This is a genomic window from uncultured Tateyamaria sp. (genome assembly GCF_947503045.1).
Lineage (GTDB): Bacteria > Pseudomonadota > Alphaproteobacteria > Rhodobacterales > Rhodobacteraceae > Tateyamaria.
The window spans coordinates 635,873-650,500 of record NZ_CANNCF010000002.1 but is presented as its reverse complement, the minus strand read 5'-3'; the positions used below and the strand labels follow the sequence as shown (position 1 = coordinate 650,500).

Here is a 14,628-nt window from a genome sequence, read left to right as displayed (position 1 = left end):
CCTAGCTGCGCACCAGCTGTTCATAGCTTTCGGCAATCTCGCGGGTGATCGATCCGACCTCGAAATTGTAGTCGGCAATCTGGCCCACGGGGGTCACTTCGGCGGCGGTGCCGGTCAGCCAGCACTGCTCGAACCCTTCCAGTTCTTCGGGCATGATGACCCGCTCGTGCACCTTGATCTGCCGATCTTTAAGCATGCCGATGACGGTCTGGCGTGTGAGGCCATTCAGGAACACGTCGGCCTTGGGGGTATGCACCTCGCCGTCCTTAACGAAAAAGATGTTGGCGCCGGTGCATTCAGCCACATAGCCGCGATAATCCATGAACAGCGCGTCCGAACAGCCTTTGGCCTCGGCGGCGTGTTTGGAGGTGGTGCAGATCATGTAAAGGCCTGCGGCCTTGGCGTGCACGGGGATGGTTTCCGGGCTGGGGCGCTTCCACTTGGCGATGTCGATCTTGGCGCCCTTCATCTTGGCGTCGCCATAGTAGCTGCCCCATTCCCAGGCCGCGATGGCCAGATGGACCGGGTTGCGGGCAGAGGAGACACCCATGTCTTCGCCCGCACCGCGCCAGGCAACGGCGCGCACATAGGCGTCCGTGAGGCCCTGGGCAGTCAGCACCTCCTGCTTGGCGGCTTCGATCTCGTCCACGGTATAGGGGATCTGGAAGTCCAGTTCTCCGGCCGAAAAGTGCAGACGCTCGGAGTGTTTGCGGCTGAGGAAGATTTTGCCGTTATAGGCCCGCTCGCCCTCAAACACGGAACTGGCATAGTGCATGGCATGGCTGAGGATGTGGACATTGGCACTGCGCCAATCGACCATCTGGCCGTCCATCCAGATTTTCCCGTCACGATCATCATATGCTGCCATGTCAGCCTCCTGTTTCCGAAAATTGCGCAAATAAGTCCGAAACGGACACAAAGTTGCGCAAAACCTGCGATTCGATATCGCTTCGCTCTTGGAATGTCAACAAGGCTGACTTAAACTGCCCGCAAAACGATCACAAAACCAATGGGGACAGAATGGCCGACGGACGCCCAAGTGCCGCGATCAGCGGGGAAAACCTGCTGTTCCTGACGGACGAACAATTGCGTCAGGGGATCGAGGCGATGTTCTTTGCCTATCGGGGTTTTACCGCCGATCCTGATCGCATTCTTGCCGACATGGCCTATGGGCGCGCCCATCACCGCGCCATCCACTTCATCAACCGCGCGCCGGGCACGACGGTCAACAATCTGCTCAACATTCTGGGGGTCACGAAACAGTCACTGAACCGGGTGCTGCGCACGCTGATTTCAGATGGACTGGTGGAAAGCCGGGTGGGCCGCGTCGACAAGCGCGAGCGGCACTTGTACCTCACGGATGAGGGCCGCACCCTCGAAGGGCGCCTGTCGGATGCGCAACGCGCCCGGATGCGCGCGGCCTTCCGCGATGCGGGCCCCGAAGCTGTGGCGGGTTTCCGTCAGGTGCTGGAGGCGATGATGGACAGCGAAATGCAACGCGCCTACACACGTCTGAAGGAGAGCGGCGCATGACCACATTTGATGCCCATCTGCTGATCGTGGATGACGACGAACGTATCAGGACACTTTTGCAGAAGTTCCTGATGCGGAACGGGTTTCTGGTGACCTCTGCGCGCAGCGCTGAACATGCGCGCCGCATTTTGGCGGGTCTCGATTTCGATATGATCGTGCTGGATGTGATGATGCCGGGCGAGGACGGGCTGAGCCTGTGTCGTGCCCTGCGCGAGACCCATGCCACGCCCATCCTGCTGCTGACCGCCAAGGGCGATACCGAAAACCGGATCGAAGGGCTGGAGGCGGGTGCCGACGACTACCTGCCCAAACCGTTCGAGCCGAAGGAACTCTTGTTGCGCATCAACGCGATTCTGCGCCGCGTGCCCGAGATTGACGAGGCCGAGGCCACGCCCAAGATCCTGTCCCTCGGCCCAATCCGCTATGACATGGAGCGCGGCGAGTTGTGGCAGGGCCCGGACCTCATTCGGCTCACTGCCACCGAGATGCAATTGATGAAGATTTTCTCGGCCACGCCGGGCGAGGCCATCACCCGCGCCAAGCTGGTCGAGGATCTGGGCCGCGATCGTGGTCAGGCGCAGGAACGCGCAGTGGACGTGCAGATCACCCGGCTCAGGCGCAAGATCGAGGCCGACCCCAAGCAACCTCGCTATCTGCAAACGGTACGCGGTGCCGGGTACATGCTGGCACCCGACTGAGATGTCGAGTTTGCATATTTTTGGAACAATGAAGCGATGACCACTGCGCTTCTTACCCACGCCGATGGTCTGTTGCACGTCAACCCGCCGGGCATGCCAGAACAGGTGGCGCGGTTGGCCTATATCCAGCGTGCGCTTGCGGATTTGGACCTTTTGCGCGTCGACCCACCCCTGGCAGAGGATGCGTCCATCGCTCTTTGCCATCCGCAGAACTACATTGACACTGTGCGCTCCAAGATACCTGCGGACGGCTATGCCGGGCTTGACCGGGAAACCGATGCTGAAACCTTCCTGTGCCCGACCTCTGAAAACGCGATCTGGCGTGCGGCAGGTGGGGCGGTCAAGGCGGTGGACATGGTTCTGGATGGTGCCGCCCGGAACGCCTTTGTCGCGATGCGCCCGCCGGGGCACCATGCCGAACAAGATCTGCCCATGGGGTTTTGCATCTTTGGCAATGTGGCCATAGCGGCCAAACATGCGCTTGAGGTGCGCGGCTTGTCCCGTGTCGCGGTTGTCGATTTCGACGTACATCACGGCAATGGAACGCAGGCCCTGTTGCAGGATGATCCGCGTGCGCTGGTCATCACGTCCCAGCAGATGCCGCTGTGGCCCGGGACGGGCGCGGCGTCGGACCGTGGCCCGCACGGCACAGTGCTCAATATCCCGCTTGCCCCCCATACTGACGGCCATCACGCCATCGCCGAATATGAGCGGCTGGTTGTGCCTGCGCTGATCAAACACCACCCCGAACTGATCCTGATCTCGGCTGGTTTTGACGCCCATCAGGACGACCCGCTCGCACAGCTCAACTGGACGGCAGACACCTATGCAGACCTCACCGACCTGATCACACAAACTGCACAAACCCTGTGCGAGGGCCGGGTGGTATCAGTTTTGGAAGGCGGCTATGATCTGGATGCGCTCGCCTCATGTGCCCGCGCCCATGTTCAATCGCTGATAAAGGCCGCCACATGACTGATCGCCCCGTAGACGAAATGAGCTTTGAAGAGGCGATGGCCGAACTGGAACAGGTGTTGGGCCAGCTGGAACGGGGTGACGTGGCGCTGGATGCTTCGATCACACTTTATGAACGCGGGGCGGCGCTCAAGGCGCGCTGCGAGACCAAGCTGAAAGAGGCCGAGGAAAAGGTGGCTGCCATCACGCTGGATGGCGACGGCAATCCCACGGGTCTCAAGCCGGTCAGCGACCTCTGAACGTGTTCCACGACCGTCTGAAAGAAGCAGGCCGTGCCATTCAGGCGCAGTTTGATGCCGTTCTTGGCGACATGGGCGATCTGCCCGTGATCCATGCGATGGCGCATGCGACCCTTGGCGGCAAACGCCTGCGCGGGTTCATGGTGCTGGAAAGCGCGCGGCTGCATGGGATCGACCCGGATCGGGCGATCTGGCCAGCGTGCGGAATCGAGGCGTTGCATGCCTATTCGCTGGTCCATGACGATCTGCCGTGCATGGATGATGACGACCTGCGCCGGGGTGCGCCCACCGTCCATGTCAAATGGGATGAAGCGACGGCCGTACTGGCGGGTGACGCTCTGCAGACGTTGGCCTTTGAACTGGTGACGGCGCCACAAGTGGGCAGTGGTGAGGTGCGCGCTGATCTCGCGCTGTCTCTGGCCCGCGCTTCGGGCGCGCAAGGCATGGTGATGGGTCAGGCCCTTGATATTGCGGCCGAGACGGCCACCACCCCGCTGACTTTGAGTGAAATCACCGCCCTGCAACGCGGCAAGACCGGGGCGCTGATTGAATGGGCCGCCGCCGCCGGTGCGCGCATGGCTGAAGCCGACCTTGTCCCTTTGCAGGCCTATGCCCGCGCGCTGGGACTCGCCTTTCAGATCGCTGACGATGTGCTCGATGTGACCAGTGATGCGGCCACGCTCGGCAAGGCCACGGGCAAGGATGCGGACGCAGGCAAGGCCACGTTTGTCTCCCTTCTGGGGTTGGACGAGGCGATACGCCGCGCCGATGCGCTGGTGACTGAGGCCTGTGATGCATTAAGTGTGTATCAGGGAAAAGCAGACATATTGCGGGATGCCGCCCGCTTTGTCGTGACCCGCAAGACGTGAAAGACGGATATGACTGACGCCCCAAAGACCCCGCTGTTGGATACGGTTCAGCGCCCTGCCGACCTTAAACGGTTCTCGGATACGCAACTGCGCCAGATCGCAGATGAGGTGCGGGCCGAGACGGTCTCGGCGGTGTCGGTCACCGGTGGGCATCTGGGCGCGGGTCTGGGTGTGGTGGAACTGACCGTCGCCTTGCACGCGGTGTTTGACACGCCCCGGGACAAGCTGATCTGGGACGTAGGCCACCAATGCTATCCGCATAAGATCCTCACCGAACGGCGCGACCGTATCCGCACCCTGCGGATGAAGGATGGCCTGAGCGGATTCACCAAGCGATCCGAGTCGCCCTATGACCCGTTTGGAGCGGCCCATTCCTCGACCTCGATCAGTGCCGCCCTCGGTTTTGCCGTGGCGCGTGATCTGGGCGGCACGCCGCCCGAGGGCACCGGCGATGCGATTGCGGTGATTGGCGACGGGTCGATGAGTGCGGGCATGGCCTATGAGGCGATGAACAACGCAGGCCACCTCGGCAAGCGCCTGATAGTGATCCTCAACGACAACGAGATGTCGATTGCGCCGCCCGTGGGCGCGATGTCATCGTACCTGTCGCGCCTTTATGCGCAGAACCCGTTCCACGATCTCAAGGCGGCAGCCAAAGGTGCCGTCAGCATGCTGCCCGAACCGTTCCGCGAGGGTGCGAAACGGGCCAAGGAGATGCTCAAGGGCATGGCCGTGGGCGGTACATTGTTCGAGGAATTGGGCTTCAGCTATCTCGGTCCCATAGACGGGCATGATATGGACCAGCTGCTGCCGGTTCTGCGCACCGTCAAGACACGCGCGACCGGGCCGATCCTGATCCACGTGCTGACCAAAAAGGGCAAAGGCTACGCGCCTGCTGAAACTGCCCGCGACAAGGGTCACGCGACGGCAAAATTCGACGTGGTGACCGGCGCGCAAAAGAAATCACCCAGCAACGCGCCCAGCTATACTTCGGTGTTCGCGCAACACCTGATCAAAGAGGCGCAGGCCGATGACAAGGTATGTGCAGTGACTGCGGCGATGCCGGATGGCACGGGCCTCAACCTCTTTGCCGAACGCTATCCCAGCCGCTGTTTCGACGTGGGTATCGCCGAACAGCACGGGGTCACCTTTTCCGCGGCCTTGGCGGCTGGCGGGATGAAACCGTTCTGCGCAATCTATTCGACCTTTTTACAGCGCGGCTACGACCAGGTGGTGCATGATGTGGCGATCCAGCGTTTGCCCGTCCGATTCGCCATAGATCGGGCAGGCCTCGTCGGGGCCGATGGTGCGACCCATGCAGGTGCGTTCGACGTCGCCTACCTTGCCAACCTGCCGGGCTTTGTAGTGATGGCTGCGGCGGACGAAGCCGAATTGGCGCATATGGTTGCGACGGCTGCGGCCCATGACGATGGCCCCATCGCATTCCGTTTTCCGCGTGGCGAGGGGACGGGGGTCGAGATGCCCGAACGCGGCACGCCGCTTGAGATCGGCAAGGGCCGCATGATCCGCGAAGGCACAGGGGTTGCCCTGCTCAGCTTTGGCACGCGGCTTGCCGAAGTCGAAAAAGCCGCCGAAAATCTGGGCGCCAAGGGGATCACGCCGACTGTGGCCGATGCGCGCTTTGCCAAGCCGCTGGACCGCGATCTGATCCTCGATCTGGCCGAACGGCATGACGCCCTGATCACCATCGAGGAAGGGGCCGTGGGCGGCTTTGGCAGCCATGTGGCGCAGCTCTTGGCAGAGGAGGGCGTGTTTGATCGCGGCCTCAGATACCGCTCTATGGTGTTTCCCGACACATTTATCGATCAGGCGAGCCCCGCGGATATGTATGCCGTTGCAGGCATGAACGCCGAACAGATTGAAGCCAAAGTGCTGAGTGTGCTCGGCGTGGCGTCATTGGGCGAGGCACGCGCCTGAGGCTTGCACGACCGGCGCGCTTGCGCCAACCTGCGGGGATGAGCATCCACAGCCGTCCTGTTCTGTACTACCGCTGGACCGTGTTTCTTTTGGCTGCGGGCTATTGCCTCTACCAGATGCTGTTCGGGTCTTGGACTGGCCCCGGCGGCCCGTTCCGCTACCTCACCATCTGGGCACTGTTCCTGTCGTTTTATGCGGCCAGCCGGATGCTGGCCCGGACCGAGCGGCGGATCACCCGCGCACACGAGGTGACCGCCATGTCAACCGCTGTGCTGAACGTGATGGTCGTGTTTCTCTATTGGCGGCTCTATCTGACGGACCCCGCCTTGGTGAACAATGGTGGTCCGATCATCTGGTGGCTGGAATACTACCTGCACGGGTTGGGCCCCGCGCTGCAGATCATTGACGCGTTGTTCATCGGGGCAGTGTTTCGCCGTGTCTGGCGGGCGATTTTTCCCCTGATGGCGATCATCGGCGCCTATGTGGCATGGGCCGAGTTGTTTGTGCAGCGTTTCAACGAACGCCCGGTCGGATCGGTCACCAGCGGGTTGCCGTATCCGTTCCTGAACAACCTCGAACTGCCCGAACGGGCTATGTTTTATGTGGTCAATGCGGGCACAGCGCTTGGCCTGCTGGTTGTGTTTGGTCTGCTTGGCGCCGTGATCTACCGGGCCACAGGGCAACGGCAATCTGCCTGATACGCTCGCGTTCCGGTCCTAGCCTGTTTCCTGCGCCAAAAGTGCAGCCAACCCTTCCCGATACGTGGGATAGAGCAGGTCCACCCCCAATTCGTCCCTGATCCGGTCGTTTTTGACCCGTTTGCTTTCGGCATAGAAACTGCGTGCCATGGGTGTCATGTCGGCGGTTTCAAAATCCACCGCTGGAGGCAGCGGCAGGCCAAGCAGGTCGGCAGCATGACCTATCACGTCCTGCGGCGGCGCGGGGTCGTTGTCGCACACGTTATAGATCGCGCCCGGATTGGGCCGAGCAATCGACGCAGCAACCACCTGTGCGATGTCATCGACATGGATGCGGGAAAACACCTGACCCTTCTTGATGATCCGGCGCGCCGTGCCGCCGCGCACCTTGGCAAACGGGCCACGGCCGTGGCCGTAGATTCCTGCGAGGCGAAAGATGTGCAGGGGCAGGTCTGGGATCGCAGCCCATGCGGCTTCGGCCTCGACCCGCCATTGCCCGCGTCTGGTCGCCGGGGTCAGGGCTGCAGTTTCGTCCACCCACCCCCCCCGGTGATCGCCGTAAACGCCGGTCGTCGACAGATACCCGGCCCATTCGAATCCACCGGCATGATCCGCAATCAGATCGCCGACCTCGCGCAAGACAGGATCACCATCGGCGTCCGGTCCGGCCGAGATCAGCAGGTGCGTGGCCTGCGCCAGCGCTTCCTTCATATCGCTGCCGGGAAAGATCAGCGGCTCGACCCCAGTGGCCGCCAGGGCCTCAGCCTTGTCAGCGCTGCGCGTGGTGCCGATGATGCGCCAGCCTTGCGGCAACAGCAGCTTGCTCAGCGCGCGGGCCGAAAATCCATGTCCGAAGGAAAGCAATGTCTTAGTCATGCCCAATAGGTGACAATTGCGCGCGCGCGCGGCAAGCCCCTTGCCAATCCGTGCGCCACTTTACCTAAATGCGGGATGAGCGAAACGCCCGACCTCGACCGCGCCTATGCGCTGGAAACGCCCGCGGATTCCGTGCAGCTTTATGCCGACTGGGCGGAGAGTTACGATCACAGCTTTGCCCAAGCCAGCGGCTATATCCTGCATCTCGAAGTCGCGCGCCATTTTGCGCTGATGGGTGGGTTTGGCCCCGTTCTGGACGTCGGCGCCGGGACAGGATTGTGCGGGCAGGCGCTGGCCGCGCGCGGGATCGGCCCCGTGGATGGCACCGACATCTCGCCCCAGATGCTGGCCGAGGCCCGCACGAAGGGCACCTATCGCCACCTGTTCGAGGGCAACCTGCTGGAGGGTCTGACCATTCCAGTCGCGCTTTATCAGGGCGCTGTCAGTTCAGGGACCTTCACCCATGGTCATGTGGGCCCCGCAGGTATCGACACCGTGCTGGATATGGTGCGGCCCGGTGGCTGGATCGTGTTGTCAGTAAACGCCCAGCATTTTCAGGCCGCAGGCTTTGCCGCCAAGATGGACGAAAGTGCAGGGCGCATCACCGATCTCAGCCAGACCGAAGTGGCCATCTATGCGCCCGACTCCACTGGTCCCCATGCGCAGGACACCGCGCTGCTTTTGGCGTTCCGCAAGGCCTAGGTGTACATCTGCGTCTTGCGCGCCCGGGCCTCTTCGGTCGCTTGGCCAGTGCCGTCGTGATAGCTGCCAAACCAGCGATCCCACGGCATTTCCACGGTGCCGTAATTGCACTCGAAATAGCGGTGATGCAGCTGGTGAAAGAAAACGCCCATACGCATCTGCTTGTTGTCCTTGACCACCAGATCCTCGAAACCCGAATGCGAGAACACGGGGTGCGTGGACTGCACATAGCCGTGGAACATCACGTGCAATGGGTGGGTGGGCACTACCAGATGGATCGCGAAATTTGTATAGAACAACAGATGCTCGACCGGGTGCATGGCGATGCCGGACCATGGACCGATATTGACGTTACGGTGATGCAGGCTGTGCGCAAGCTTGTAGAGCGGCGGCCAATGCAGGGCCCGGTGAATCCAGTAGAAATGAAAGCTCGACCAGATCGGGATCAGCACGAAGGCGGCGACAAACCAGACCGGGTTGTCCGGAAACAGCAGCACGGGCGCATAGCCGTTGGCCATCATCCAGAACACACCGATCTGGGCAAGGGTCCAGAGGGTGATGCCGCTGGCGATGTGCCAGAACATGTTGTCCAGCACCTGATTGTTGAAGGTGAAGCTGCCATTCCTGCGGTTCTGATCCCGTGGATCGAACTTGGTCGCATCGCCCTGACCTTTCTTGGTGATCAACCAGTGGTGCAGCGCCCCTGCGATCAGGCATTGCGGCACCAGATTGGCGAGCCACACCCTGATCATCCAACCGGGCTGAACGGTCTGCATCGCCTCGAGCGGCGGTAGTATCAGGAAATACGCACCGAAGGCCAGCAGCAGGCACAGTGTTGTGGTCGAGATTTCGAACCAGAAGGCCGCATACCATTTGAGGATCGCGACCGGCCTTGGCGGCCACAGGAACAGCGGGTTCTGGGCGATGGGCGTCGGCGGGCGGTGGTTCCAGCGCCCGGCTTCCTTGGCTTCGGCGTCAGCTGGCATAGTTCGACCCCTCCTCATCCAGAATGGATTTCAACTCGGCCAGGTGCCGTTCGTCCTGTTCCGGATAGTCCTCGATTTCCTGAGCGGTCTTTTCCGCTATGTCATCCGGGATCACCCGCAAGGGTTTGCCGGTCTGCAGGGCCAGAACGTATGTCTGGCAGGCCCGTTCGAAATAGAACATCCGGTTGAACGTGTCGGCCACCGTGTCGCCCAGCACCATGATGCCGTGATTGCCCATGACCATCACCTTTTTCTTCGGGTCATCGAACAGTTTCGCGCAGCGTTCGCCCTCTTCCTCAAAGGCCAGACCGCCATAGCTGTCATCCACCACAACCCGGTTGAAGAACATGCAGCCGTTCTGGTCCACAGGCGGCAGGGTGCTGTCCGCGAGCGCGGCGAGGGCAGTTGCGTACGGCGAATGCACATGCATCGCACAGCGCGCGTGGGCGCAGAATTTGTGCATTCCCCCGTGTAGCCCCCACGCGGTTGGGTCAGGTGCGTCGGGCCCTTCCATGCTGGTGGGATCATTGGCATCGACCACGATCAGGTCGGACGCCTTGATGCGGGAAAAGTGCATCTGGTTGGGGTTCATCAGGAACCGGGTGCCGTCCTCATTGATCGACAGGGAAAAGTGGTTCGCCACCGCCTCGTGCATGTTCAGGCGCACGGTCCAGCGGAACGCCGCGGCAAGGTCCACCCGCTCCTGCCAGTGGTCCATGTTCGGGCGGAGGTCGGTGACGGTCATGGTGCGGGCTCCCTTTGTGTTGGGGCAAAGGGTGCAGGACACCCCCGGTCGCGATCAACCCCAAAGGATGTTCTGATTGCGACATCGGAGAGGGGCGGGTGTATTGCATTTCCGGCATTGGGTCGGGACAACCTTATCAGACGTAGGGTCAACAAGGTTTTCGCGGTACCGTGATTTGTGCCCGGATCGGAATCAAGCCGAAGGCGCTGATCCATCGCCAGTCCGCCCGACCGGGCTGGCGATTTGGCTGGTCTTGGTGCGACAGGCCAGCCGAGAGATATCCTCGATCCATAAACCGCCCGGGAAACAGCGTATCTTCGCCATCCCGCGGACTGGCAATGGATCGGCTCCCGCACCCATCCCTGTATCAATGACAAATTTCACACTCGCGCTCAGTCACTCTTTGCCCGCGAGGGCACCCAAGCATAGCCATTCTCGCACAGGATATAGGCCTCGCGCAGGCCGTGCGGCTTGTCCGTCGGTTCTTGCAGGATCGTGCCACCATGGGCCTCGGTACGCGCCACGGCCTCTTCGGGGTCCGTGTCATAAAGCCGGATTTCGATGCCTCCGCCGCGCGGCGGGTTTTCGGGCAGCAGGCTCAGCAGCGGGTTCGAATGATAGGTGCCATCGCTGTGCAGTTGAAACACCTGATCCCCGTAAGACATGATCGCGAAATCGGCCGTGGGCTGATGCGCGGTCATTCCGAACACGCCCTGCAAAAAGGCGACCTCGGCCCCGACATCCCGCACCAGCAGGTTAAGGCCAATGCCACGCAACCCCCGCCCGAATTCGTCCGCGTCTATGCTGTCATAATCCATGCAATCAGCCTCGCGTTGCCTATCCGCAAGGTCAACCGAAATGGGCAAAGAAATGAAGCTTTGACGACATCACGTCAGGCCCCCTTGCGCCTGACGTGAATTCTTGATCCAACGGGACATGGAACATGACCTTTCCCAAACCCCCTTTCCTAGCTGGCCAGACGTTGCCTCTGACCTTGTAGACGTGGCCGCAGGACGCAGTCCGGCTGACACTGTGATCCGTGGTGGCATCTGGGTGAACGTCCACACCCGCGAGGCGCTGCCGGGCCATGACATTGCCATCCGGCACGGGCGCATTGCCTGTGTTGTGCCGGACGCCAGCTATTGCACCGGACCTGAGACGCAATTGATCGAGGCCAATGGGCGCTACATGGTGCCGGGCCTCTGTGACGGTCACATGCATATAGAATCGGGCATGCTTACCCCGGCCGAATTCGCCGCCGCCGTTATCCCCCATGGCACGACATCCATGTTTACCGACCCCCATGAGATCGCCAATGTGCTGGGTCTCAAGGGTGTGCGGTTGATGCATGACGAGGCGCTGATGCAACCCGTGAACATCTGGACGCAGATGCCGTCCTGCGCGCCCTCGGCGCCGGGGATGGAGACGACCGGATACGAGATTTCAGCCGAGGATGTGGCTGAAGCCATGGCTTGGCCCGGTATCATCGGTCTTGGCGAAATGATGAATTTTCCCGGAATGGCGGCGGGCGACCCGCAAATGCTGGCCGAAGTCGCCGCGACCCAACGCGCTGGCAAGACGGTGGGCGGGCACTATGCCTCGCCCGATCTCGGCCCCGGCTTTGCTGCCTATGTGGCCGGTGGGCCAGCGGATGATCACGAGGGCACGGTCGAGGCAGACGCCATTGCGCGAATGCGTCAGGGCATGCGGTCGATGATCCGACTGGGCTCGGCCTGGTATGACGTGGAAACGCAGATCACGGCGATCACGGAAAAGGGCCTCGATCCGCGCAACATGATCCTGTGCACGGACGATTGCCATTCGGGCACATTGGTGAACGAGGGGCACATGAACCGCGTGGTGCGTCATGCCATCGCTTGCGGGTGTGATCCGTTGATCGCGCTGCAGATGGCGACGATCAACACGGCCACCCATTTCGGGCTGGAGCGCGAGATCGGTTCGCTGACCCCGGGGCGTCGGGCGGATGTGATCCTGACCTCTGATCTGGCAACTCTGCCAATTGAGCAAGTGATTGCGCGCGGCAAGACCGTCGCCATGGACGGCGCCTTGACCGTGACCTGCCCGCATCTCGATTGGCCTGAGACTGCGCGCCAGACAGTGCACATGGGCGCGGACAAGACGGCAGCAGATTTCGAAATCAAAGCGCCCGAAGGGCGAAACTCTGTCACCGCCAACGTGATCGGTGTTGTCGAAAACCAAGCCCCGACCAGGGCATTGAAACGCGACATGCCGGTCAGTGATGGCAAGGTTGAACCCCACGGCGACACCTGCCAGATCGCACTGGTCGAACGGCACCGCGCGACCGGTGGCGTGACCAATGCACTGGTGGCGGGGTTCAACTATCAGGGTCAGATGGCCATGGCTTCGACCGTGGCCCATGACAGCCATCACATGATTGTCGTCGGCACGGATCGTGACCAGATGGCGCTGGCCGCCAACCGACTGGCCGAAGTGGGTGGCGGCATTACGATCTGGCGTAATGGAGAAGAGCTTGCACTGGTCGAATTGCCCATTGCGGGTCTGATGTCCGACAGCCCGGCCCGCGAGGTCGCAGCATCGGCCGACAAAATGGTGCAGGCCATGGTCGACTGCGGCTGCACACTGAACAACGCCTACATGCAACATTCGCTTCTGGCGCTGGTTGTCATCCCCGAATTGCGCATCTCTGACCTTGGTTTGGTCGATGTGCGCAGCTTTGAATTCATTCCAATACTTGAGCCAACAACATGAAAACGCTTTCTCCGGGCACACATGCCCATACCGAATTCCACGATGCCAGGGCCGCGGTCGCGCATCTCAAGGTACTTTATGATCAGGCGGTCAAGTTCCTGTGCGACCAGTTCATGGACGCCATGCAGGACGGCCCGCCCGAGGGGCGCATCCGCGCCTTTTATCCCGAGATCCGCTTCACCACGACGACCTATTCCCGGGTCGACACACGGCTGAGCTTTGGCCATGTGCCCAATCCGGGCACCTATGCCACTACGGTGACGCGCCCCGATCTGTTCGAGAACTACCTGGTCCAGCAGATTGGCCTGTTGATCACCAACCACGACCAACCGGTCGAAATAGGCTATTCCAACACGCCGATGCCTGTGCATTTCGCTGTGGCCAATGACCCGGACATTTCGGTGCCGCAACAGGGGGCAGCCTCGTTTTCCATGCGCGATGTGTTTGACGTGCCGGACCTGTCCAACACCAACGACGATATCGTCAACGGAACCTACGAGCCTGTGGACGGGATCGCCCCGCTGGCCCCCTTTACCGCGCAGCGCATCGACTATTCGCTGGCCCGACTGGCACACTACACGGCGACTGCGCCGCATCACTTCCAGAATCACGTGCTGTTTACCAACTACCAGTTCTATGTCTCGGAGTTCGAGGCCTATGCCCGCACCCAACTGGACGATCCGGACAGCGGGTATACGTCGTTTGTCTCGACCGGGAACGAGGAAATCACCAGCGGGGATCAGCCCCTTGCAGACAGCCCCAAGACACCGCAAATGCCGACCTATCACCTCAAGCGGGCGGACGGGTCGGGCATCACGCTGGTCAATATCGGGGTCGGTCCGTCCAACGCCAAAACTGCCACGGACCACATTGCGGTTCTGCGCCCACATGCATGGCTGATGGTTGGTCACTGCGCGGGACTGCGCAACTCTCAGGCGCTGGGCGATTTCGTGCTGGCCCACGGCTATCTGCGCGAGGATCACGTGCTGGACAACGACCTGCCGCCATGGGTGCCGATCCCGGCGCTAGCCGAAATTCAGATCGCGCTGGAAGAAGCCGTGGCCAGAGTGACCGAGCTCAAGGGTTATGACCTCAAGCGCATCATGCGCACCGGCACCGTCGCCACCCATGACGACCGCAACTGGGAACTGCGCGACCAGCACGGCCCGGTGCAGCGCCTGTCCCAATCGCGCGCCATCGCGCTGGATATGGAAAGCGCCACCATCGCCGCCAACGGCTATCGATTCCGGGTGCCCTATGGGACGCTTTTGTGCGTTTCGGACAAGCCGCTGCACGGCGAATTGAAGCTTCCGGGCATGGCCTCGAATTTCTACAAAGAGCAGGTTGCACGGCATTTGATGATCGGAATCCGGGCGATGGAGCAGTTGCGCGAAATGCCTCTGGAACGCATTCATAGCCGCAAATTGCGCGCCTTTGACGAGACGGCCTTCCTGTAAAGCACTTTGCGTTCTGCATGAATCACAAGGCGCTGCCTGTCCCTTTGGTCGAACGCGCCTTGCGATTTCGGGTCTCGGATCAAACGCAAAGTGCCGAAATGGGCTGAAAACCGCAAAAAACAGCGGTTTTTCCCTTGCAAGAGGCCACTATTCGTTGTGTT

The 14,628-nt window shown here is 61.3% G+C and carries 15 protein-coding genes; 10 read left to right on the top strand and 5 right to left on the bottom strand.

Features of this window, described 5'->3' with window-relative positions; genetic code table 11:
* Position 1 precedes the first annotated feature (1 nt).
* Entirely contained in the window at positions 2–868 is an 867-nt protein-coding gene (locus Q1A89_RS11590) for a branched-chain amino acid aminotransferase (protein WP_299727857.1), read from the bottom strand.
* Between the two features lie 152 nt (positions 869–1,020).
* Between Q1A89_RS11590 and Q1A89_RS11585 the strand changes: the two genes are divergently transcribed.
* From Q1A89_RS11585 to Q1A89_RS11555, 7 genes are read left to right on the top strand one after another with little or no spacing between them, the layout of a single operon-like run.
* Positions 1,021–1,533, top strand: coding sequence for a MarR family transcriptional regulator (locus Q1A89_RS11585; protein WP_299727855.1), 513 nt, complete (start codon positions 1,021–1,023; stop codon positions 1,531–1,533).
* Positions 1,530–2,231: a response regulator gene (locus Q1A89_RS11580; RefSeq protein ID WP_299727851.1), complete on the top strand. Its 702-nt coding sequence runs from the start codon at positions 1,530–1,532 to the stop codon at positions 2,229–2,231. The genes Q1A89_RS11585 and Q1A89_RS11580 overlap by 4 nt, the downstream gene beginning before the upstream one ends.
* 36 nt (positions 2,232–2,267) lie before the next feature.
* Positions 2,268–3,206 (top strand): histone deacetylase family protein, encoded by a 939-nt coding sequence (locus Q1A89_RS11575; protein ID WP_299727848.1) that lies wholly within the window; start codon positions 2,268–2,270, stop codon positions 3,204–3,206.
* Entirely contained in the window at positions 3,203–3,445 is a 243-nt protein-coding gene (locus tag Q1A89_RS11570) for an exodeoxyribonuclease VII small subunit (RefSeq protein ID WP_108836683.1), read from the top strand. Before Q1A89_RS11575 ends, Q1A89_RS11570 begins: the two co-directional genes overlap by 4 nt.
* 2 nt (positions 3,446–3,447) lie before the next feature.
* Positions 3,448–4,314 carry a polyprenyl synthetase family protein gene (locus tag Q1A89_RS11565; protein WP_299727842.1) on the top strand — a complete coding sequence of 289 codons (867 nt, stop codon included), beginning with the start codon at positions 3,448–3,450 and terminating at the stop codon, positions 4,312–4,314.
* Positions 4,315–4,323: 9 nt separating this feature from the next.
* On the top strand, positions 4,324–6,252 hold the full coding sequence (gene dxs / locus Q1A89_RS11560) for a 1-deoxy-D-xylulose-5-phosphate synthase (protein WP_299727839.1): 1,929 nt from the start codon (positions 4,324–4,326) through the stop codon (positions 6,250–6,252).
* A gap of 38 nt (positions 6,253–6,290) precedes the next feature.
* On the top strand, positions 6,291–6,950 hold the full coding sequence (locus Q1A89_RS11555) for a hypothetical protein (protein ID WP_299727837.1): 660 nt from the start codon (positions 6,291–6,293) through the stop codon (positions 6,948–6,950).
* 18 nt (positions 6,951–6,968) lie between these two features.
* Here Q1A89_RS11555 and Q1A89_RS11550 read toward each other — a convergent pair whose 3' ends face one another.
* A complete protein-coding gene (locus Q1A89_RS11550; protein ID WP_299727834.1) occupies positions 6,969–7,826 on the bottom strand; it encodes an SDR family oxidoreductase in 858 nt (285 codons plus the stop codon).
* 75 nt (positions 7,827–7,901) lie between these two features.
* Between Q1A89_RS11550 and Q1A89_RS11545 the strand changes: the two genes are divergently transcribed.
* Positions 7,902–8,528, top strand: a complete 627-nt coding sequence (locus tag Q1A89_RS11545) for a class I SAM-dependent methyltransferase (RefSeq protein WP_299727831.1) — start codon at positions 7,902–7,904, stop codon at positions 8,526–8,528.
* Here Q1A89_RS11545 and Q1A89_RS11540 read toward each other — a convergent pair.
* The 3 genes from Q1A89_RS11540 to Q1A89_RS11530 form a co-directional block, all read right to left on the bottom strand.
* The gene (locus tag Q1A89_RS11540; RefSeq protein WP_299727829.1) at positions 8,525–9,514 is read right to left on the bottom strand and encodes a sterol desaturase family protein; all 990 of its coding nucleotides are present in this window, start codon (positions 9,512–9,514) and stop codon (positions 8,525–8,527) included. The genes Q1A89_RS11545 and Q1A89_RS11540 overlap by 4 nt on opposite strands.
* Positions 9,504–10,259 (bottom strand): class II aldolase and adducin N-terminal domain-containing protein, encoded by a 756-nt coding sequence (locus tag Q1A89_RS11535; protein WP_299727826.1) that lies wholly within the window; start codon positions 10,257–10,259, stop codon positions 9,504–9,506. Before Q1A89_RS11535 ends, Q1A89_RS11540 begins: the two co-directional genes overlap by 11 nt.
* A 392-nt stretch (positions 10,260–10,651) precedes the next feature.
* Positions 10,652–11,077, bottom strand: a complete 426-nt coding sequence (locus tag Q1A89_RS11530) for a VOC family protein (protein WP_299727824.1) — start codon at positions 11,075–11,077, stop codon at positions 10,652–10,654.
* A 118-nt stretch (positions 11,078–11,195) separates the two neighbouring features.
* On the opposite strand from Q1A89_RS11530, the gene ade reads away from it, so the two are divergent.
* Positions 11,196–13,010, top strand: coding sequence for an adenine deaminase (ade, locus tag Q1A89_RS11525; protein ID WP_299727821.1), 1,815 nt, complete (start codon positions 11,196–11,198; stop codon positions 13,008–13,010).
* Positions 13,007–14,467 (top strand): AMP nucleosidase, encoded by a 1,461-nt coding sequence (locus tag Q1A89_RS11520; protein WP_299727819.1) that lies wholly within the window; start codon positions 13,007–13,009, stop codon positions 14,465–14,467. Before ade ends, Q1A89_RS11520 begins: the two co-directional genes overlap by 4 nt.
* Positions 14,468–14,628: the final 161 nt, after the last annotated feature.